Source organism: Bradyrhizobium sp. AUGA SZCCT0176, from assembly GCF_018130145.1.
Classification (GTDB): domain Bacteria; phylum Pseudomonadota; class Alphaproteobacteria; order Rhizobiales; family Xanthobacteraceae; genus Bradyrhizobium.
On the sequence record NZ_JAFCMB010000022.1, the window covers coordinates 13,265 to 34,701 of the forward strand.

General features: G+C 59.4%; 18 protein-coding genes. 7 read left to right on the top strand and 11 right to left on the bottom strand.

Features of this window, described 5'->3' with window-relative positions:
• Positions 1 to 3: 3 nt before the first annotated feature.
• Positions 4 to 1,092: a glycosyltransferase gene (locus JQ600_RS31140; RefSeq protein WP_212390922.1), complete on the bottom strand. Its 1,089-nt coding sequence runs from the start codon at positions 1,090 to 1,092 to the stop codon at positions 4 to 6.
• Between the two features lie 185 nt (positions 1,093 to 1,277).
• Here JQ600_RS31140 and JQ600_RS31145 point away from each other — a divergent pair, with 185 nt between their 5' ends.
• Positions 1,278 to 2,003 carry a bifunctional 2-polyprenyl-6-hydroxyphenol methylase/3-demethylubiquinol 3-O-methyltransferase UbiG gene (locus tag JQ600_RS31145; protein ID WP_212390923.1) on the top strand — a complete coding sequence of 242 codons (726 nt, stop codon included), beginning with the start codon at positions 1,278 to 1,280 and terminating at the stop codon, positions 2,001 to 2,003.
• Between the two features lie 2 nt (positions 2,004 to 2,005).
• On the opposite strand, the gene JQ600_RS31150 is transcribed toward JQ600_RS31145, so the two are convergent.
• From JQ600_RS31150 to JQ600_RS31175, 6 genes are all read right to left on the bottom strand, one after another.
• A complete protein-coding gene (locus tag JQ600_RS31150; RefSeq protein ID WP_212390924.1) occupies positions 2,006 to 3,403 on the bottom strand; it encodes a hypothetical protein in 1,398 nt (465 codons plus the stop codon).
• A 119-nt stretch (positions 3,404 to 3,522) separates the two neighbouring features.
• Positions 3,523 to 5,361 (bottom strand): asparagine synthase (glutamine-hydrolyzing), encoded by a 1,839-nt coding sequence (asnB, locus tag JQ600_RS31155; protein WP_212390925.1) that lies wholly within the window; start codon positions 5,359 to 5,361, stop codon positions 3,523 to 3,525.
• A 3-nt stretch (positions 5,362 to 5,364) separates the two neighbouring features.
• Positions 5,365 to 6,909, bottom strand: coding sequence for a lipopolysaccharide biosynthesis protein (locus JQ600_RS31160; RefSeq protein ID WP_212390926.1), 1,545 nt, complete (start codon positions 6,907 to 6,909; stop codon positions 5,365 to 5,367).
• Between the two features lie 52 nt (positions 6,910 to 6,961).
• Positions 6,962 to 8,062, bottom strand: coding sequence for a DegT/DnrJ/EryC1/StrS aminotransferase family protein (locus JQ600_RS31165; RefSeq protein ID WP_212390927.1), 1,101 nt, complete (start codon positions 8,060 to 8,062; stop codon positions 6,962 to 6,964).
• 31 nt (positions 8,063 to 8,093) lie between these two features.
• Positions 8,094 to 8,558, bottom strand: a complete 465-nt coding sequence (locus JQ600_RS31170) for an acyltransferase (protein WP_212263976.1) — start codon at positions 8,556 to 8,558, stop codon at positions 8,094 to 8,096.
• On the bottom strand, positions 8,555 to 9,616 hold the full coding sequence (locus JQ600_RS31175) for a Gfo/Idh/MocA family protein (protein ID WP_212263975.1): 1,062 nt from the start codon (positions 9,614 to 9,616) through the stop codon (positions 8,555 to 8,557). Before JQ600_RS31175 ends, JQ600_RS31170 begins: the two co-directional genes overlap by 4 nt.
• 480 nt (positions 9,617 to 10,096) lie before the next feature.
• Between JQ600_RS31175 and JQ600_RS31180 the strand changes: the two genes are divergently transcribed.
• Positions 10,097 to 11,005: an epimerase gene (locus JQ600_RS31180; RefSeq protein WP_312011086.1), complete on the top strand. Its 909-nt coding sequence runs from the start codon at positions 10,097 to 10,099 to the stop codon at positions 11,003 to 11,005.
• 123 nt (positions 11,006 to 11,128) lie between these two features.
• Here the strand turns inward: JQ600_RS31180 and purU are convergent, their stop codons facing one another.
• On the bottom strand, positions 11,129 to 11,992 hold the full coding sequence (gene purU, locus JQ600_RS31185) for a formyltetrahydrofolate deformylase (protein WP_212390928.1): 864 nt from the start codon (positions 11,990 to 11,992) through the stop codon (positions 11,129 to 11,131).
• Between the two features lie 141 nt (positions 11,993 to 12,133).
• Between purU and JQ600_RS31190 the strand changes: the two genes are divergently transcribed.
• Positions 12,134 to 12,985 (top strand): uroporphyrinogen-III synthase, encoded by an 852-nt coding sequence (locus JQ600_RS31190; RefSeq protein ID WP_212390929.1) that lies wholly within the window; start codon positions 12,134 to 12,136, stop codon positions 12,983 to 12,985.
• Between the two features lie 3 nt (positions 12,986 to 12,988).
• On the opposite strand, the gene JQ600_RS31195 is transcribed toward JQ600_RS31190, so the two are convergent.
• From JQ600_RS31195 to JQ600_RS31205, 3 genes are all read right to left on the bottom strand, one after another.
• Positions 12,989 to 13,945, bottom strand: coding sequence for a GDP-L-fucose synthase (locus tag JQ600_RS31195; protein WP_283814750.1), 957 nt, complete (start codon positions 13,943 to 13,945; stop codon positions 12,989 to 12,991).
• Positions 13,926 to 15,011, bottom strand: coding sequence for a GDP-mannose 4,6-dehydratase (gene gmd, locus JQ600_RS31200; RefSeq protein WP_212263972.1), 1,086 nt, complete (start codon positions 15,009 to 15,011; stop codon positions 13,926 to 13,928). The genes JQ600_RS31195 and gmd overlap by 20 nt, the downstream gene beginning before the upstream one ends.
• 306 nt (positions 15,012 to 15,317) lie before the next feature.
• The gene (locus JQ600_RS31205) at positions 15,318 to 15,992 is read right to left on the bottom strand and encodes a Crp/Fnr family transcriptional regulator (RefSeq protein WP_212263971.1); all 675 of its coding nucleotides are present in this window, start codon (positions 15,990 to 15,992) and stop codon (positions 15,318 to 15,320) included.
• A 419-nt stretch (positions 15,993 to 16,411) separates the two neighbouring features.
• On the opposite strand from JQ600_RS31205, the gene JQ600_RS31210 reads away from it, so the two are divergent.
• The 4 genes from JQ600_RS31210 to JQ600_RS31225 all read left to right on the top strand — a co-directional run bounded on the left by JQ600_RS31210 (position 16,412) and on the right by JQ600_RS31225 (position 21,397).
• The gene (locus tag JQ600_RS31210) at positions 16,412 to 17,227 is read left to right on the top strand and encodes an ABC transporter ATP-binding protein (RefSeq protein ID WP_212263970.1); all 816 of its coding nucleotides are present in this window, start codon (positions 16,412 to 16,414) and stop codon (positions 17,225 to 17,227) included.
• Positions 17,224 to 19,155, top strand: a complete 1,932-nt coding sequence (locus JQ600_RS31215; RefSeq protein WP_212263969.1) for a long-chain fatty acid--CoA ligase — start codon at positions 17,224 to 17,226, stop codon at positions 19,153 to 19,155. Before JQ600_RS31210 ends, JQ600_RS31215 begins: the two co-directional genes overlap by 4 nt.
• A gap of 268 nt (positions 19,156 to 19,423) precedes the next feature.
• Complete coding sequence (locus JQ600_RS31220) at positions 19,424 to 20,317, top strand: branched-chain amino acid ABC transporter permease (RefSeq protein WP_212263968.1); 894 nt, start codon at positions 19,424 to 19,426, stop codon at positions 20,315 to 20,317.
• Between the two features lie 6 nt (positions 20,318 to 20,323).
• The gene (locus tag JQ600_RS31225) at positions 20,324 to 21,397 is read left to right on the top strand and encodes a branched-chain amino acid ABC transporter permease (RefSeq protein ID WP_212210107.1); all 1,074 of its coding nucleotides are present in this window, start codon (positions 20,324 to 20,326) and stop codon (positions 21,395 to 21,397) included.
• Positions 21,398 to 21,437 lie beyond the last annotated feature (40 nt).

The window sequence follows — 21,437 nt, forward strand, 5'->3', positions numbered from 1 at the left end:
CGATCATAACTGCCCGACGAGATCAACAAAGCTCTTCCATTGCAACGGCTTACTGTAGGCGGCGGTGACCCTTTCGCGACCGAGCGAGGCAATCCTCGACGATTCATCCCCGTCCGCCAGCCGCTCCTCGATGAGGGTAAGCGCTTCCTCGGGCGAGCCATAGGTCGCGATTGTGACGCCAGGTTCCATCGCCTCTGGGTACCGGCCGTCATCTGACACCAGCAAGGCACCGCACCCCATGGCCTCGAAGCATCTCATATTGCCGCGATCCGCTCCCGCCATATCGATCGCCCCGTTGAGCACGATCTTGGATCGCCCGATGAGATCATAGAGCTGCCGTCCAAAGACCGGTGGTCTGGCAATTTTCGATATGGCGCGAGGACGGCGATGCTTCTTCAGGGGCGGCAAAAACCCGAGAGCGGTTTCGGCGAGCTGCGTCAGACGCGATGCGTCAAGGCAGAACACCACGTTCCGTCTCTCGGCGAGTGCAGCGACCCGCTCCAAAATGCCCGCACGACGCGAATGGTGTCGGGAGTAACCGCCAACGAACAACACGTCGATAGGTCGATCGCCGCGACCATATTGATCCATCAGCGGATCAATCGCCGGAAAAAACGGCGCAACACTGCAGCCTTTCCGTCGCCAGTCATCAAGAATAGAGGGGAAATTACTGACAACAGCATCATAGGCCGACAGATCGACGCCACCCGACGGCGCAGCGCGCCAGCATACGGCTTTCCTTACACATCCGGGCAGCTTGCGAACAAAGCTGCTGCTGTAGCGGATCGGATCCAGATTGTAGAACACGTCAGCGCGGTGATGTTCGATCTGCGCCAGAAGAATGTCCTCCGACGCGCTCGCCGATGCCATTCCGTGCTCGCGCGCCCAGTACGTCTGCAGCGTCTTGTCATTGGCATTGGTAAAAAATGCATCGGGCGACCGATCGATGACCGGCTGGAGGAAATGCAATACACCGAACCTGTCGTCCATGAATACGCGCAGCCGATCGTCGAAGCTAACAGCCCCGGCCGCAAGACCATCAAAATGCTGCAGGTAAGATGGGTAAAGAGCGCTATTCTGAAATAACCGCATTCAAGGGGGTCCACGAAAGGATGCCCTCAGATAGCAAACTGCACACGAATAACAACACTCAACGCGCCTATAGCTCACATACAGCAACCGACCATTGGTGCGACCGCAGTTGACACCCCCATGTGCTGCTGCGAAATAGGCCAGTTTTCGCTTCAGGCGGCGGGTATACGAGACCGGAATAGCGCATGAGCAGCAAGAATACCGTGGGCCACCAGCTCGAAACAGAGTCGATCTATTCCAACGCGGAGTATCTTGCGCACAATCCCACCTGGCATGCCGAGGATTCAGCCTGGAAGGCCGGCAAGATATGCAGCACCCTGCGCAGAAACAATCTCAATCCTTCCCGGATTGCAGAAATCGGCTGCGGCGCGGGCGAGATCTTGGTGCAGCTCAAGGCGCTCCTGCCCGAAAGCACTTTCGTCGGCTATGAGATGTCCGGGCAAGCCTTCGAGCTGGCGCGAAAGCGCGAACGTCCCGGCGTACACTATGTCAACACCAACATGCTGGACGAAAACGTCCACTTCGACGCCCTGCTGTGCATTGATGTGTTCGAGCATGTCGACGACTATATCGGATTCATCAAATCGATCCGCAGCTACGCGGATTACAAGGTTTTTCACATCCCGCTCGATCTATCGGTCTTTGCGGTGGCGCGGAGCGATACGCTGCTGGACGCACGGCGACGCGTGGGGCACCTGCACTATTTCACCAAGGAAACTGCGATCGAGACGATCAGGTACTGCGGCTACGAGATAATCGACACCGATTTCACCGCGCGAGCAGTTGAACTTGACAGCAGCAGGTTACGCACCAACCTGATGAAGCTACCGCGCGCGCTGTTATCAAAAGTCTCGCCGGATCTTGCCGCCCGTATTTTGGGAGGCTGGTCGCTGATGGTGTTGGCCAAGTAGACTTACGTGCCAATTCCTGCCGGTTTCGCATCCAGCCTCGAGTTCCTATTCATAATTTTTATTATTCCGACAATGCCCCCCGCGACGAGCGGCGCAAGCAACAATCCTCCCGATAGAAATGCGGTGTTGAGTGCGCTCACGAGCAGCGTGAGAACTCCACCGAAGGCCGCAGCCATCATCGCAATACCGACCGCGGTTTTACCCTTTACCAGATAGATCAAGTCAATCAGCCGACAGGCAGCGCTCGCCAGCGCGCTGAATACGATCACACCGCCATACGAAAAATCGACCCAGGCATCGGCAATGAAGAGCGCGTTGCTGGTGGCGTCTTTGGTATTGTGCCAAAGCTGCGAAATGATCGTAAACGCAGGGACGTAGTCAAGTCCCATCATCGCTGCCAGCGGCCTGATATTCGCGCCCCAGGTGTGAGGATACTTGGACGGAAAAGCGCCGAACGTCTCGAGAGCCGACTCGCTTGGCACTTCAAATATCCGGTAATACAGAAATCCCAAAGCGCCGAAATTGTCGTAGACGGATATCGTGAGCCTGACGACGACGTACAGGATCAGAATGATTGCAGAAAGGACGACAAGGGCGCTCCGCCAGGTCAGCTTGTTGCGAAACACAAGCAGGCCGGCCACGATCAACTGAACAAGGAAAAACGCAGGAGGCGCCTTGCTCAGGGTCTCGGATTTTCCGATCAAGACCGCAACAAGAAGCAAGCCCGCCACCAATAGCAGACCCCATGAGCGGTTGACCCAGCCCGACAGCAGTCCCCATACGACCAACATCGGGGCCACTGCACCTAACGCAATGCGATAAAAATAGTTTGGGCTCCCCCCGTTGTTCAGACGGAACGCAGCCCTTGCTGCCTCGTCTCCGGTAATGGACAAAAACGATCCAATGGTCCCAAGGTGGCCCTCGCTGAAAGAGATCCAAGCCAGGAACAAAGTCAAACAGACTGCGATCACCAGCAACACCGGAGTCCCGCCGACGCTGTCTCTCAGGGCTTGTGAATTCCAGTCGGCTAATGCGATTTTTAAAGACGCAGCCCGCCCTGGAATCAGGCGGTCAACAATTTCGACCCCGGCAACGACGCCGACGAACATCAAAGCAATCGAGATATTCATCGCAACGATGATTGCGCCGAAATCGGATGAGGCTGACTGAATCATGCTGTACATGACCGATTTGCCCCCCTCCGAGCCGGACAATCGAGCGATCAGCATCGCCTTTTCGCCCGATGACAGCAGGAAGCTGAGATATGCCGGTCCATAAATAAGAAGCAATGAGGCCAGCAACATCGTGGTCGCGGTCAGAAAGAGCCGCAGCCTGGCGCACAGATAGACTAAGGCACCGCATATCGCCAAGGCTGTCAACACATAGCTTGCCACGAGCATGGTTACCTCGGCCACTGTCGGCGCTGCATCGAGCGCCGGGGAGTCGATGGAACTTCACAACCAGGAAGCAGCGAGCGGGAGTGAAGGGATTAGAAATAATCTTCTCTTTCAAGACGCCATCACGGCAGGCGATCCAGTACCCACTTCATATGGAGATAAGGCCAGATCCGTCCCGCCGACTCCCAATCCCACGACCTGTCACGATTCAGTTTCAAAACTGCTTTCTCGAACGCCGGCTCATCGACCAGTTCCGTGAAGGCCTCAACCTTCTTTGCCAGCAGGGATGCAGTCCAGGAAGAAAGCGGACCGTTCAACCATTCCGGCATCGGCGAATTGAAGCCGATTTTTCGCTTTGCGGTCCGGATTGATTCCGGCATGCAGCCGGCCATGGCTCGACGCGCAATCAACTTCGAGTATCCGTCGGCGTACTTGGCCTCTTCCGGAAGGGCAACCGCATAGGTCACCAGCCGCCAATCCAGAAAAGGCATCCGCACTTCTATCCCGTGCGCCATCGACAGGCGATCGAAGTTGCGCAGGATTGTCGGCAGAACGGTTCCATGGAGCATACGATAGAGCCTGCGATTGAACGAACCCCACTCGGTCGGCAAACGGTCCTCATCACCAACCACCGCGAACCTCCGTGGAAGCGAGGAAAGCCCGCCCCGCAGAAAAAAATGGCCTCGTCGCTTGAGCAGCGCCGCGCGCGCGAAATCCACCGCGTTTGCCAAAAACGGCCAGCGCTCCATGATTCCAGAAAGAACGTTACGCATCCAAAACGCCGCTGTACCACCCGCCTGCAGATAGCCCCCCATCAATTCATCAGCACCATGGCCATCGAGCGAAACAAGCACTTTTTGGCGACGCAGTTCCCGATAGATCAACCAGACGGCCGTTGGCAGGCCAATGTAGACCTCGTCCATGTCTTCGAGCACGCGATCGAAATCCCGCAAGGCGTCGTCATCACCGATTTGCAGTATCGTGGGCTCAACACCGGCCCAGGCCGCGGCTTCCTCGGCCTGTGGCCGCTCGTCGTTGGGAGATCCCGGAAACGACGCGACAAAGGCGTGCCGCCACGCATGATTGCCGCGCGGCCCCATCCCCTTCTTCTCGGCTTCGGACATCGTACAAATGATGGCAGAGGAATCGAATCCACCGGACAGGCAAGTGCCAATCGGCACGTCACTGCGCATGCGCAAAGCCACGGCATCTCGAAAAATCTGGCCGAAACGTTCGACCCGCTCAGCCTCGGTGGAAGGTAACTGGGGCAGATGATCCAGCGTACGCCACCAACGCGCAACGCTGGTACGGCCGCCCCTTATCCAAAGATGGTGCCCTCCCTGCAACCGCTTGATTTCCCGGTGCAGGGTCCGCTCGCTTCCTTCAATGCCAAAGGCATCGACCATGATCCGGCGCGCAGCATCTGCATCAATGTCGGTAGGCACCAATCCGGATCGAACAATGGCGCGCATTTCCGACGCAAACACCAGGCGGCCGTCCGAAATCGAGTAAAGCAATGGTTTGATGCCGAACCGGTCGCGGGCGAGAAAAACGTCGCCGGATACCTTGTCCGCGATCGCCAGGGCCCACATTCCGTTGAAGCGCAGGAGCATGTCCGGTCCCCACGCCTGCCAGGCAGCGAGGATAACTTCCGTATCGGACTCGGTGCGGAACGGGACGCCCGCGGCTTGCAACTCTGCCCGCAATTCTAGGAAATTGTAGACCTCGCCATTGTAGACGATGACAAAACGGCCATCTCCCGAATGCATCGGCTGATCGCCACGGGCGCCGGGGTCAATAATCGCTAAACGCCGATGTCCGAGCGCGATCCGCTCGTCATCGCTGAACCAAAATCCAGCACCGTCGGGACCGCGGTGAGCGATCAGGCCGGTAATTTTCTCGATGGCAGATGGAGCGACAGCTTCGCCGCGCAGATCGACGATACCAGCAATACCGCACATGAATCAGAAACTCCGGGCGGGAAGAAACCGTGTTACGATGCGATACAGATCCCGCCGGCAAATTGCTCCATAGGGGCCGATGCTGGAAACGGCAATGACCGCCATCAGGATCGCCGCGGCCGAAAGAACGTAATAGCCGGCAACCTCCCACAAAGCGGCACCTTGATCTATCCCATAGTTCGTAATCCAGACTCGCAACAGGATTGCACCGACGACCCCTACTCCAATCGGCATCAGGACAAAATGCAAAACCCGCAACCCGATGTCCGGCAAGGCGAAACTTCGCCGCAGCAGCAGCGTCATGAAAACCATCTGGGCCAGTGCGCCGGCACATGCACTCCAACCCGCCGCCGGCCATCCAAAATAGGGAAGCGCCATCGCACTAGTTCCGAGGGTGAATAGCGCAGTGACCAGCGATATCGCGGCGTTTGCGCCCGTCCTGCCCTTCGCCAGGAGATAGAACGTGAAAACGTTGGTACCGCTGCCAAGGATGCCTGCCAAGGCCAGCACGATCAGCACGCGCTGGCCTTCGGCCGCAACTTCCGGGCCGGTCCATAGGTACAGCACATTACCCGCCACAGGAATAAGAGCTCCGAGCGCGGTTACGGCCAGCACGTTCAGTATCCATGATGCACGAAAAAACAGGTCGCCGACGCGCTCGTCGCTCTCGCCCTGCAATGCACTGAAAAATGGAAACAGAATCTCGCCGATCTTGAGAACACCAATGTAAATTGCTTCCTCCGCGCGCAGCGCGATCGAATAGTATCCGACGTTTTGCGGCTGAAGAAACATGCCGAGCAAATAGCGTTCCGCCTGTCCGGCGACCAATCCACCGCCCTGCGCCAGCGCCTGCCATTTGCCGATGTGCAGGAGAGTTAGCAGTGATCTGGAATGCAGCGCTGGAAACGCCACCACATCTGGGCATAGCAGCCGCGCCAGCAGCATCGACAGCAGGAGATTGACTGCAAAACCGATCATTTGACAGGCCACGAAAGTCGACGCCTGCGGCCAGTGCGGGATCAATAGAAGCATTGAAAGTGTCGACGCCACGCTGCCTGCGACGCTCACCAGAGCCAGCCGCGCGTAATCCTGATGGGCCGTGAACAGCGCCAGGCACACGCCGGCGATGCACTGGAAAAGCCACCCCACGGCACCGAAAGCGAACGCAGCGAAAAGATCGCCCGCCAGGTCACCGCCCAGATGAAAAACGCGCTGCGCAAAGGCCGGGCCGACGAGCCAAAAAAGGCCCACAAGTGGAATTCCTACCGCCAGGCTGAGAAACAGAGCCGTTGCAAAAAACTGTCGGGTCTCATGGCGCGCTGCCGTGGCGAGCGTTCGGGCAAATTCGCGCGTCGACATCATGGCGAGAGAGCCACTGAAAATGAGCGCAGGCGCAATGGTGGCGACGACAAGCCCCGCCATCCCGAAGGATGCAACGCCCAATTTACCGACGACAAACGGCAAGATCAGCAAGTTCAGCCCGACGCTGACGAGGAATGCCATGGCATTCCAGGTCGAATTTGCCAGCAGTCGGGAGCCGCTTTTCATGAGAATTGCGCAGCCATTTCATAATCGATATCGCCTGCACTGCGCAGCACGACTAACCGAAGGCGCGAATGAGATCGACCACGGTCTTCTGTTGCGGCGCCGTGATTTCCGCAAACATCGGCAATGACAAAATCCGGCTTTGAGCCCGATGCGCATTCGGAAACTGCTCTGGACGATGCTCCAATCGTCCATAGGCCTCCAGAAACGGAAGAGCCACCGGGTAGTTGACGGCGGTTTGCACGTTGTTTGCGCTCAGGTGGGCGGCGAGCTTGTCGCGTTCCGGATGCTGGATGGTATAAAGATGATACACATGGGTGCGGTCCGGAGCCACCTGAGGAACAACAACGTCTTCGATCTGATTGAGGCCGGCATCATAAACCGTTGCCGCCGCCTGCCGAGCCTGCGTCCACCGCGTGAGATGTGGCAACTTTGCCGAAAGGATAGCGGCCTGCATGCCGTCGAGACGACTGTTGATGCCCTCGATACGATGCTGATGTTTGACAAGGCCACCGTGTCGCGCCAACATTGCCATTCGTTCGGCAAGATCCGCGCGACCGGTAACAATTGCGCCAGCGTCTCCCATCGCTCCGAGATTTTTCCCGGGATAGAACGAATAGGTCGCAGCGTCCCCGAACGTGCCGACTTGCTGGTCTCGGTATTCGGCCAGATGAGCCTGAGCGCAGTCTTCGATCACCCACAGTTTGTGTCGACGCGCGATCTGCATGATCGCGTCCATGTCGGCCGGCTGACCGTAGAGATGGACCGGAATGATTCCCACCGTCCGCGGCGTAATGGCATTTTCGATCGCGGCCGGATCGATCGTGTAGGTGCCGGCGTCAGTGTCACAAAAGACGACGTTCGCGCCGGCATGCGTAATCGTGGCCGATGTGCTGATCCAGGACCACGCGGTCGTAATCACCTCATCGCCGGGCGAAACTCCCAAAGCCCGCATCGCGACGTAAAGAGCGTCCGTTCCGTTCGCGCAAGACACGCAATGGGGGGCGCCGACGGCGGCCGCAAACGCAGTTTCGAAATTGTCGACGTATGGACCACGTATGAAGGAGCTGTCACGAATGACGGCGGCGATCGCGGCATCGATTTCCGACTTGATGCTTTCATATTGCAGATGGAGGTCGGCGTAGGGCACGGCCATGGGATGGAGCCTCATTTCGAACCAGTAGCTGTCAATGGCGCCGAATTAGACGCGCCGGATTTCCGGCGTAGCTTCCGGGCAACGTAATGTCCTTGGTAACGACCGCGCCGGCCCCGATCACAACATTGTCGCAGATCTCAACCGGAAGAATTGACGCCCCCGACCCGATCGATACGTGATTTCCGATTTTCGTGTGGCGCCACAACTCTTTGCGGCCTCGCGCCGGGCCACCCGTCGAAAACGTGTCGTTGATGAACATCACCCCATGACCAATGAAGCAATCGTCGCCGATCGTGACAAGCTCGCAAACAAACGCATGGGACTGAACGCGCGTTCGCGATCCAATCCGTACTGATTTCTGGATTTCGGTGAAGGGGCCAATAAAGCAATCGTCGCCAATTTCGCAACCGTAAAGATTGCACGGCTCGACGATGATGACACGAGCACCGAATACCACGTCACGCATGCCCACCTGTCGGATTTCGGGCTCGTTCATGGCAGTTCGCCGAGACGGCATAATTGCGGAGCAAACTTTAAAGAGACTTCCTTGCCGGTCTCAATGGATTCATACAACGCAGATATCAATTCAAGGCTCTTTCGACCCTGAAGGCCATCGACAAGCGCGGGACCCTGATCGTTGAGGCATTTGACGACATGTTCGTAATAGGCCTGGTGGCCGAAACCATAGACGTTTGGCGGATTAACCGAGAACCTTTCGACAACCTCTCTGTCTGAATCAAGCTCCTTTGAGAACTGCCAGTGCCGGATCTTGTTCACGGCAAACCCGGCAATCTCAACTGCTCCCCCTTCACCGAGTATTGACAACGAGCCTTCGAGATCCGTTGGCCTGACTGCCGTTGTCGCCTCGATGATTCCGAGCGCACCGTTCTTGAACTTGAGCGTCGCCACTGCAGTGTCTTCGGCTTCGATGTTCACCAGCGCGGTTGCTGCCCGGGCGTGTACGCTGACCACGTCGCCGAAGAACCACTCGAGCATATCAACATGGTGACTTGCCTGGTTGGCCAGAACGCCTCCATCATAGGCCCAGGTTCCACGCCATTTATCCTGATCATAATAGGCCTGATCACGACACCAGCGCACCCTTACGGTTCCCAGGATCAACCGTCCGAAGCGACCGGCCTCGAGCGCTTCGCGCGCCTTGATCACGGGGACATTGAACCGGTTCTGCTTCACGACGAAAAGCTTGACGGCAGCAGCATCGCAGGCGTTCATCATGACATCGGCGTCTTCGAGCCGGAGCGCCATCGGCTTTTCGACGATGACATGCTTGCCGGCCTTGGCCGCGGCAATGGCGTGAGCCGGATGCATCCCGCTGGGCGTCAACACCGAAACCGCCTGCATGTCCTTGTGGTTCAGAAATTCATCAATGCTGTAGAACGCCGGCACGCCAAACCGCGAGGCGATCGTGTCGGCCCGCTCGCGCACGACGTCGCAGACTGCAACCAATTTGGCCCCAGCGATATGGCCGCCGCCAAGAAGATCAGCGTGACGCTTTGCGATACGTCCGCACCCCAGCAAGCCAAATTTGATCACTGATCACCCAATTTGCGGTTCGCCACGAAGAGCTTTCGAAGTCAATTCGGGACTACTCGATCCCGTGCGACACGGGTATCGCAAAATCAACTTGCCCACCCCGCCGAACCATTTTCATCGGATAGCCGAAGCAGCTATGTTTTTCAACAGCTTGCATCGCTTTTAGGCTCCTGGTTACCAGTATTGCGGGTCAGGCCAAGCGCGACCGCACTGACATCAATGGTGAAGCACCTGCGACGCAGGGCGCCCTTGGACACCTACCGACGCGCAATGGGGCAACGGTCTCATTATACCACATCGCACCGCTGTACGAAGCGCTCCTTTCAACACCCTTAAGTTGCATTGTCGATAACACTCCTATCGCGCACGTGATTTCAAGCCTGGATCGCTCCTTCCGCCCTATGCCGCGAAATGTGACCGGTCTATACCGGCTGAAGAGCGGAACAACGGAGATAACTCTCGACCATCGACCGGTCGCGGGTGCTTGAATTCTGGGAGCGGTATGATTTGCTAGGATTGGATGAACCAGCTGAACACAACAAAACTGAGACGAAGAGTCTGGTTATAGGAGCTACCGGCCTTGTCGGCGGCTACATCGTTGAACGCCTGGTCCGCAGCGGTCAACGACCCCTTGCCTTGTCAAGGGCACCGCAAGATGGGACGGGGATCGATTGGTTTTTGGGTGACCTTGAAAAACCTGAAGCTTTCAAATTTCCACCATTTACGACCCTGTTTTGCACGGCGAGTGCTGCGCTGTTGTCCAGCGCTCTGCCATATCTATTGAATCCTTCCCTGAAGCGAATTGTTGTCTTCACCTCGACAAGCGTCCTTACAAAAATTGATAGCGAGATTGCTTCCGAACGAGCAACCTTGACCAGGCTAGCCGAAGCGGAGCGAAACATCGAAAGTATCTGCTCACAGGCCGGCATTGAATGGACCATATTGCGGCCGACACTCATCTATGCCGAAGGACGGGATCGCAATATTACGCCACTATCGCGGCTTATTCGGAAATTTGGCTTTATGCCTCTCGTCGGGGGAGCGCAGGGTTTGCGGCAGCCTGTGCATGCGGAGGACTTGGCCATCGGAGCGGTCTCCGCAGCATTCAGTCAAGCCGCTGCAAACAAGATATACTCGTTGCCCGGCGGCGAAACCCTCACCTACCGCGAGATGATCGGTCGAATTTTTGACGGGATGAAGTTGCCGCGACGGACACTCTCAATACCACCAGTCTTGTGGCGAGCAGGATTTGTCGTCGCCAAGCCATTGTTCCCAAGCGCTAACGCCGCAATGGGCATCCGGATGATGAAGGATATGGCCTTCGATTCAACGCCTGCGGTACGCGACTTCGGATGGAAGCCAAGAAATTTCTTTCCGACCTTCGACTAGGGTCGACTAGAGCCTTTTCCGTTCCGATGGAATCGGGGCTCTAGATTTTTGATTTGACGCATTTTCTTGACGCGAACCGGTGTCCACTTCGCTGGAAAACGCTCTAGCCGGATAGCTCGCTCATCAGTCGCCAAATACCACTGTCTTCCGGCCGTTGAGGATCACACGATCTTCGAGGTGATGGCGTATCGCGCGGGCCAGCACGCGGCGCTCGATATCGCGGCCCTTGCGCGAGAGATCTTCCGGAGTATCGCGGTGGCTGATGCGCTCGACGTCCTGGTCGATGATCGGGCCTTCATCGAGGTCGCGCGTCACATAGTGTGCGGTCGCGCCGATCAGTTTGACGCCGCGCTCATGCGCCTGGTGATAGGGCCGAGCGCCTTTGAAGCCCGGCAGGAACGAGTGGTGGATATTGATGCAGCGGCCCGAAAGCGCTTCTGACATCTCGTCCGAGAGAATCTGCATATAGCGCGCCAGCACCACGAGGTCGGTGCCGCTGTCCTGCACCAGTTTCAGGACCGCCTGTTCCTGCTCGCGCTTGGTCTCCCTGGTGACCGGCAGATAGTGGAACGGGATCTTGCCGAAATCGAGATTGTCATAGGTCTCACGCGGATGATTGGAGACGATCGCGGTCGGAATCATCTCCAGTTCGCCGGTGCGCCACCGATAGAGGATATCGACCAGGCAATGATCCGATTTGGAAGCCAGCAACATCACCCGGCGGCGGCTGGCGCGATCGCGCATCTGCCAGTCCATGCCGAAGCGGTCGGCGATCGCGGTAAAGCCGGTCTGCAACGCCGCCAGTTCGACCGCGAGGTCCGCGGCGGTGAACACCACCCGCATGAAGAATTTTTTGGTTTCGATATCGTCGAACTGCTGGGCGTCCAGAATGTTCTGTCCGTTATGGGCGAGAAAGGTCGACACCGCGGAGACGATGCCGGGGCGATCGGGGCAGGACAGGGTCAGGACGAACTGATGGTCGGGCATGGCGCGGGCTTGATTACAATTCTGGCAGAGACGTGGAACGCTCATTTGGCGCCCTGCTCTATCACCACCAACCGGCTTGCGCCAATCCGGAAACCGGGGTCATGATGAACAAAGCACGACGATTGGCGTTGGAGCGAGGCCATGGCTGACAGACTGAACGGCTACCGTATCCTGATCCTGGAAACGCGCGAGGAAGCGCAGTTTTCCCGCCTGCTCACCGAGCAAGGCGCGGACGTGCTGCAATGTCCGATGTTCACCATTCACGACGCGCCCGATCCGGCGCCAATCGAGGCCTGGATCAGGCGGTTCGTTGCCGCGCCTTGCGACGATCTGGTGCTGATGACCGGCGAAGGTCTCCGCCGGCTGATGAAAGTCGTGCGCCACATCGGCCTCGAACCGGAATTCGTGGCCGCACTTGGCAAGGCCCGCAAATTCGCGCGCGGCCCCAAACCGGGCCGTGCGCTGCGCGAAATCGGGCTGGAGCCGCAGGTGACGACGGAAAAGCCGACATCCGAAGGCATCGCCGAGATGCTGTCGCGCATCGACCTGCGCGGCCGCCGTCTCGGGCTGCAGCTCTACCCGGACAAGGATCACAGCGTCCTGGTCGGCGCGATCAAGGCGCAGGGCGCCGAGGTCGATACCGTGCTGCCCTATGTCTATGACGCGCAGGCCGCCGACGCCAACATCGTCACCGCCATCGACGAGATGGCCGCCGGCCGCATCGATGCGATCGCGTTGACCAATCTGGGCCAGATTCGCCGCCTCATCGAGGTCGCGCGGGCGCGTGGCTGCGAGGATCGGTTGCGCGATGGGCTTGAACGAACGCCAATCGCCTCGGTCGGACCGGCGGTGTCGAACGAACTCGCGGCCCACGGCTTGCGCACCGACATCTATCCGGCCGATGACGCTTTTTTCATGAGACCATTGATATCGGCGATGGCGACGGCCCTCGGCAAAGCCCCACCGCGCGCTACCGTAGCGAAAGCGCTCTGAGCATTACTCGGCCGCCTGCTGCGATTCGTTCAGAAAGGCCTGATAAGCCAGCTTGAGGCCGTCCTCGAGCGTGGTGCTGGCGCGCCAGCCGAGCTTGGCGAGCCGGCCGCTATCGAGCAATTTGCGCGGCGTCCCATCCGGCCGCGAAGTATCGTAGCTGATCTCGCCGGCATAGCCGACAGTCGCGGCAACGAGCCGGGCGAATTCGGCGATGGTGATGTCGTCGCCGAGCCCGATGTTGACGAGGTCGCCGCTGGAATAGGTTTTCATCAAATGGATGCAGGCGTCGGCAAGATCATCGACATAGAGGAATTCCCGCCGCGGCGTGCCGGTGCCCCAGACCACGATGTTCCTGGCACCCGAAACCTTCGCCTCGTGGAAGCGCCGGATCAAGGCAGCGACGACGTGGCTGTATTCGGGATGATAATTGTCGCCGCGGCCGTACAAATTGGTCGGCATCACGTTGATGAAGTCGGAGCCGTACTGGCTGCGATAGGCTTCGACCATCTTGATCCCCGCGATCTTGGCAATCGCGTAGGGTTCGTTGGTCGGCTCCAGCAGTCCCGTCAGCATGGAATCTTCGTGCAACGGCTGCGGGGCCAGCTTGGGATAGATGCAGGAGGAGCCGAGGAACATCAGTTTTTCGGTGGCGTTGACATGGGCCGCGTGAATGACGTTGGTCGCGATCACCAGATTGTCGTAGAGGAATTCAGCCCGCAGCGTGTTGTTGGCGACGATGCCGCCAACCTTTGCCGCCGCCAGAAACACTGCTTGCGGGCGCTTGGCGGCGAACCATTTGTTGACCGCGGCCTGGTCGCGCAGATCGACTTCGGCGCGTGCGATCGTCAGCAGTTCGACGTCTTCCTGTGCGAGCCGGCGCACCAGCGCCGCACCGACCATTCCGCGATGCCCGGCGACGAAAACCGTCTTGCCCTTCAGCTCAAACGGAACTCTTGCCATTGGCAACCTCTCGTCTTGCGGTCGCAAGATCGCCTGCGACCATTTCCTTGACCAACTGGGCGAACGGCGTCTTCGGCTTCCAGCCGAGTTTCTCCCGCGCCTTACTGGCATCGCCGATCAGAAGATCGACTTCGGTCGGCCGGAAATACATGGGATCGATGCGCACGACGATCTTGCCGGACTTCTTGTCGATGCCTTGCTCATCGACCCCCGCGCCGCGCCATTCGATGGTGCGACCCACTTCCGCGAACGCCAGTTCGACGAATTCGCGCACCGAGCGGGTCTCTCCGGTCGCAAGCACGAAATCGTCGGGTTCATCGATCTGCAATATCCGGTGCATGCCTTCGACGTAATCGCGCGCATGACCCCAGTCACGCTTGGCCTCGAGATTTCCGAGATGCACCACTTCCTCGAGGCCGGCCTCGATCCGGGCCACGCTGCGCGTGATCTTGCGCGTTACGAATGTTTCGCCACGGATTGGGCTTTCATGATTGAACAGGATGCCGTTGCAAGCGAACATGCCATAGGCCTCGCGGTAGTTCACCGTGATCCAGTAGCCATAGAGCTTGGCAACGGCGTAGGGCGAGCGCGGATAGAACGGCGTAGTTTCCTTCTGCGGCACTTGCTGAACCAGGCCGTAGAGTTCCGAAGTCGACGCCTGGTAGAACCGCGTTTCCTTTTCCATGCCGAGGATCCGGATCGCCTCAAGCAAGCGCAGAACGCCAATGCCGTCGGCATTGGCGGTATATTCCGGGCTCTCGAAGCTGACGGCGACATGGCTTTGCGCGGCGAGGTTATAGATCTCCGTTGGCCTGATCTGCTGCATCAGCCGGATCAGGTTGGTGGAGTCGGTCATATCGCCGTAATGCATCAGGAACGGCACGTTGCCGGCGTGCGGATCCTGATAGAGATGGTCGACCCGCGCTGTATTGAACGAGGACGAGCGGCGCTTGATGCCATGCACGGTGTAACCGAGACCGAGTAGATACTCGGCCAGATAGGCACCGTCCTGGCCGGTGACGCCCGTAATCAGCGCGACGCGCGGCTTCGAATCTTGATCCGCCATTTTCTCTCCAACACCCCGGCGCCGCCTCAAGGCAGCGCGAACGCCAGTAAGTTCCCCGGCCGCCGGACACCCAACCCTTCCGGGTACGTCCGCAGGGCCGGCAAAGCCCCTCGCAGCCCCATTCGCCCAGCCGAACCGGACGCGCAAGGGGCTTCAACCACGCGGCGCAGGCCATAGCATCCGGCCCCGGCGGAGTCTAATCCTAAAACCGTTTGGAATCAGACCTTTAGGCGTCCAGTGCGGGCCAGACCGCCGGTAAACCTATTCCAGTTAGAAACACGACCCGCGGTGCGCGGATTTCCGGCGTCATTCGCCATAGCGGCGTAACCGATCGAGATCGATGATGGTCACCCCACCATATTCGAGCCGGAGCAGGCCTTCCTTCTCCAGCCGCTTCAGGCACTGGTTGGCATTTTGCCGCGAGATGCCCGACAGCGCCCCGATTTCCTCCTGCGTGATCTCCAGATGCGGCGTGAGGTCGGGATACAGAATGGGATTGAACAAGGAAGCGATCGACCGCGCCAGGCGCGCGGTCGCGTCCAGCGTGCGGCCGTATTCGAGCAGCCCGATGAACTGCCCCAGACGCTCGTTGAGTTGCCGGACCAGGAAGCGATTGAATCCGACGCTGTTCTCGAACAGCCAGATGAAGGTCGTACGGTTCATCATCGCCAGACGCGTGTCGCGCAACGCCACCACGTCGTAGCGCCGGGGCTCGTTCTTGAGCACGGAGCCTTCTCCGAACCAGGCGCCCGCCGTCAGGCCGGCAAAGCTGGCGGCCTTGCCGCCGCGGGATACGATCCCCATCCGGGCGAGACCCGTGACAACGCCGGTCCAGTATTCGAAGGGGTCGCCGCGCATGAAGATGAATTCATTGGCGCGGTAGGATTTTTCGACGATGCCGGCGCGCGCGAGCTCGATCTCGCGATCGTTCAATTCGCGTGACCAGGATGCGATGCGTTTCAGGGAATCCGGAGCAATCATGATCTCATCAACTATCGCCTGCGACCTCTGTCTTCGTCATATTGCACTGCAACAGCAGCCCCGGGTACCCGTTCCGCGCGATCGGTGGAGGACCGCAAGCACGTTACGCCGTCGAAATTTGCTGGCCAATTGTCAGGCACATGACATTTCAACGTAACGCTTTCCATTATTGAGAGCCACCTCGCGCCCAGCCGGCTTACGGCCCAACCGGACAAGCTGGTGGCGCACGGGAAACGACGGAGATTGCGGGTGCGGCGTTACCGCGCATGTGATCCCGGCGAGCAGGACGACGAAGGCATCGCGCGGCGCGCGGCATCATTAGTCGGATGGCTTGGCGGTACCCGTCGATGTAGGATCGCGACGACCATTGCGAACGATAGATAAAGAGCGCTGCCTAAGCGCCGTATCTGGAGGAACGAGTGGCTTACACGTTGGAAGTGCGCGGGGTATCACTGCGCTTTGGTGGCGTCCGCGCGCTGACCGAAGTCAGTTTCGGCGTGAACGATGGCGAGTTGTTTTCGATCATCGGCCCGAACGGCGCCGGGAAAACCTCGATCGTCAATTGCATTTCGGGCCGCTACAAGCCGACCGAGGGTCAGTTGTTCTATCGCGGCAAGGACATCACCGGCCTCAATCCCAATGCGCGACCCTCGCTCGGCATCGGCCGCACCTTCCAGAATCTGGCGCTGTTCCACCATATGAGCGTGCTCGACAACATCATGGTCGGGCGGCACCATTTGCTGAAGAACAACTTCATCACGGGATCGCTGTACTGGCTGACCGGCGCGCGGCGCGAGGAACTCGAGCACCGCCGCAAGGTCGAAGAGATCATCGACTTCCTCGACCTTCAGTCGGTGCGCAAGGCGACCGCCGGCACCCTGCCCTACGGCTTGCGCAAGCGCGTCGAACTGGCGCGCGCCATGGCGCTGGAGCCGCAACTCATTTTGCTCGATGAACCCATGGCCGGCATGAACTTCGAAGAGAAGGAAGACATGGCGCGCTACATCGTCGATCTCAACGAAGAGTTCGGCATGACCGTGATGATGATCGAACATGACATGGGCGTAGTGATGGATATCTCCCATCGCGTCATGGTGCTGGATTTCGGCCGCAAGATCGCCGAGGGCGACCCGGCCGCGGTGCTGGCCGATCCCCACGTCAAACGCGCTTATCTCGGTGAAGAGGACGAAGCCCTGGTCGATCCGGACGACACGCCGGCGGAGAGCGCGGCATGATGGATTACGCCGGACGCGCCGCAAAGGCCGACACCTATCCGAAGCTACTCCGCCTCAACGCGAAGGAGCACGGGGGCGAGATCGCGCTACGTGAAAAAGATCACGGGCTGTGGCGCGTCTTCACCTGGAACGACTACCAGACCCGGGTGCATGATTTCGCGCTGGGCATGGTCGAACTCGGGCTCGGCCGCGGCGACGTCATCGGCATCATCGGCGACAACCGGCCGGACTGGATGGCGGCCGAGATCGCCACGCACGCCATCGGCGGCATGAGCCTTGGCCTCTATCGCGACGTGCTCGATGAGGAAGCCGCCTATTTGTTGAGCTATGGCGAAGCCAAACTGGTGTTCGCCGAGGACGAAGAACAGGTCGACAAGCTGCTGGCGCTTGCCGAGCGCGTGCCCAACCTCAAGCACATCGTTTATTCCGATCCGCGCGGCATGCGGAAATACGACGACCCGCGCCTGATGGAAGCGGACAAGTTAGTGGCGATGGGGCGCGACCGCGCCGCGCGCGAGGCCGGCCTCTATGACCGCCTGGTGGACGCCACAAAAGGCGAGGATGTCGCGATCCTCTGCACCACGTCAGGCACCACGGCCAATCCCAAGCTTGCCATGTTGGCCGCCGGGCGCGTGCTCCGCCATTGCGCGACGTATCTCAGCTTCGATCCGAAGGGGCCGGATGACGAATACGTCTCGGTGCTGCCGCTGCCCTGGATCATGGAGCAGGTCTACGCCCTCGGCAAAGGGCTGCTCTGCCGGATGAAGGTCAACTTCGTCGAAGAGCCTGAGACCATGATGCACGATTTCCGAGAGATCGCACCGACCTTCGTGCTGTTCGCGCCGCGGGTCTGGGAATCGATCGCCGCCGATGTCCGCGCCGGCGTGATGGACTCCTCGCCGCTCAAGCAAAAGCTCTATGACCTCGGCATGAAGGCGGGCCTGGCGGCGCTGGCCGAGGGCAAGCAGTCCCTGCTCGCCGACCAACTGCTGTTCCGCGCCTTGCGCGACCGCCTCGGTTTCACGCGGCTGCGCTCGGCCGCCACCGGCGGCGCGGCGCTCGGGCCAGATACGTTCAAATTCTTCCAGGCCATGGGCGTGCCGCTGCGCACGCTCTACGGCCAGACCGAATTACTCGGGGCCTACACGCTGCATCCGGCCGGCAAGGTCGATCCGGATACGACGGGCGTGCCGATGGCATCCGACATCGAAATCCGCGTCGACAACCCCGACATCAACGGCGTCGGCGAAATTGTGGTGCGTCACCCCAACATGTATCTCGGCTATTACAAGAATCCGGAAGCCTCCGCCGCCGACATGAAGGACGGCTGGATGCATTCCGGCGACGCCGGCTATTTCAACGACAACCAGCAGCTCGTGGTCATCGACCGCATCAAGGATCTCGCCGAGACTTCGCGCGGCGAACGCTTCTCGCCGCAATATCTGGAGAACAAGCTGAAGTTCTCGCCCTACATCGCCGAGACCGTCGTGCTCGGCGCCGGCCGCGACGCGCTGGCCGCGATGATCTGCATCCGCTACTCGATCATCTCGAAATGGGCGGAGAAGAACCGCATCTCGTTCACGACCTACACCGACCTCTCCTCGCGCCCCGAAGTGTATGAACTGGTGCGCAAGGAGGTAGAATCCGTCAACGCCACGCTGCCGCCGGCGCAGCGCATCTCGCGCTTCCTGCTGCTCTACAAGGAACTGGACGCCGACGACGGCGAGCTCACCCGCACCCGAAAAGTTCGCCGCAGCGTCATCAACGAGAAATATGCCGGGATCATCGACGCGATCTATGGCGGCAAACGCGACATTCCCGTCGATACCGTGATCCGCTTCCAGGACGGCACCACCCAGCGCATCCGCACCACGTTGCGGGTGGTCGATCTCGGCACCAACGCGCCACTCGCGGAGGCCGCGGAATGAACACCCAGCTCAAATACATCGCGGTGCCAGTTGGTGCGCTCTCTCCCCTTGTGGGAGAAGGCTACACCGCCGCTCAAAACACACTCATTAGGGTGAGGGGTCTCTCTCCACACATGCGTATGCGGAGACAACCCCTCACCCGTCTTCGCTTCGCCGTAGCCGATGCAAAGCATCGGCGTCCTCTTTTAGAACGGCGGCCCGTGGCCGCCTTTGCCTCTCCCACAAAGGGAGAGGGAAAGAAGAGCGCGCCTCTCACGAGTCAATTCGCATGAACACCCAGCTACTGATCCAGCTCCTGGTCAACGGCCTCGTGGTCGGCACGCTCTATGGCGTGGTCGCGATGTCGTTCGTGCTGATCTACAAGGCCACTCAGGTGGTGAATTTCGCGCAAGGCGAATTGCTGCTGATCGGCGCCTGGGTGTGCTGGTGGCTGCTGACGAAATACCAGGTGCCGTTCTATCTGGGCATGCCGATCACGCTGGTGTTCATGTTCCTGTTCGGCATCGCCATCCAGGTGGTGATCCTGCGCCCGATGGTCGGTGAACCCATCATCTCGGTGATCATGGTGACAATTGCGCTGTCCACCGTGTTCTCCGCGCTGATGAAATGGATATTCGGCGTCAATCTGCAGCCGTTTCCGCGCGTCTTTACCACCCAGAACGTCAACATCCTCGGACTGCAGGTGCAGACCGTCTATTTGATGAGCCTTGCGGTTTCGCTGGCGATGATGGTGGGCATGGCATGGTTCTTCCGCCTGTCCAAATACGGCCTCGCGATGCGCGCCACCGCGTTCAACCAGCAGGTGGCGCAGTCGCTCGGCATCTCGGTCAAGAGCGTGTTCGCAATGGCATGGGCGATCTCGGCGACGGTTTCAGCGGTGGCCGGCGTCGTGGTGGCGGTCGTCAACGGCGTCTCGGCAGGCCTTTCAGCCTATGGCGTCAAGGTGTTTCCGGCGGCAATCCTCGGTGGCCTCGACAGCGTCGGCGGCGCCGTGCTCGGCGGCATCATCATCGGCCTCTTGGAGAACTTCGCGCACTTCCTCGACAGCGAGTATCTGCACTGGGGCAATCTGTACGAAATCGCGCCGTTCTATGCGCTGATCATCATCCTGATGATCAAGCCCTATGGCCTGTTCGGCACCAAAGACATCGAGCGGGTGTAATCCATCATGGCAACCCAGACCCTGATCCCCGCCGGCGACTTCCGCACCACCTATGCGGCGGACACCACCGTGTTTCCAACCAGGACCAGCCGCAACGCGATGATCGTCGGCATCATCCTGATCTGCTTTGCGCCGCATGTTCTCAATGAATACACCCTCAGCCTGCTGATCCAGATCGGCATCTTCGGCATCGCAGCCCTCGGCCTTAACATCGTGGTCGGGTTCACCGGCCAGATCTCGATCGGCCACGCCGCCTTCTTCGGGTTCGGCGCTTTTACTTCCGCCTATCTGTCGAACCGGTTCGGCATCCCGGTGTTCTTCTGCATTCCGCTCGCAGGCGTGGTCACGGCAGCGGTCGGCCTGATCTTCGGGCTGCCCGCGGCGCGCCTGAAGGGACTCTATCTCGCGATCGCAACGCTGGCCGCACAATACATCCTGCTGGATTTCTTTGCGCGCGCCGAATGGTTCACCGGCGGCAGCGTGCCTGCGAGCGCGGAGCCGTTCTCGATCTTCGGCTACTCGCTGCGCGGCGATAAGAAATATTTCTACGTCGTGCTGGCTTACGTCATCGTCTGCTATCTACTGGTGACCAATTTGATCCGTTCGCGAGACGGCCGCGCGCTGGTTGCGGTGCGTGACCACTATCTGTCCGCCGAGATCATGGGTATCAACCTCACCAAATACCGCACGCTGTCGTTCGGCCTCGCCGCCTTCTTTGCCGGCGTCGGCGGCGCGCTCTATGCGCATTACAACCAGGTGGTCTCCAACGAAGGTTTTGGCATCGACCGCTCGATCATTTTTCTCGCGATGATCATCATCGGCGGCATCGGCTCGGTCATGGGCACGCTGATGGGCACGGCCTTCATGGTCTTGCTGCCGGAATCGATGGAATGGCTCAGCGTCGCGCTGCGCGACAGCCCGATCGACCAATTCCTGGGATTGAAAAACAACATCGCTTTCCTGCGCGAGATGGCCATCGGCATCATCATCATCATCTTTCTGGTCTTTGAACCGGACGGGCTCGCGCACCGCTGGCGGCGCATCAAGGCTTACTGGAAACTCTACCCGTTCTCGCATTGAGGAAGGAACGGGACCGACGACAAAAGACCTCAACAAAAGA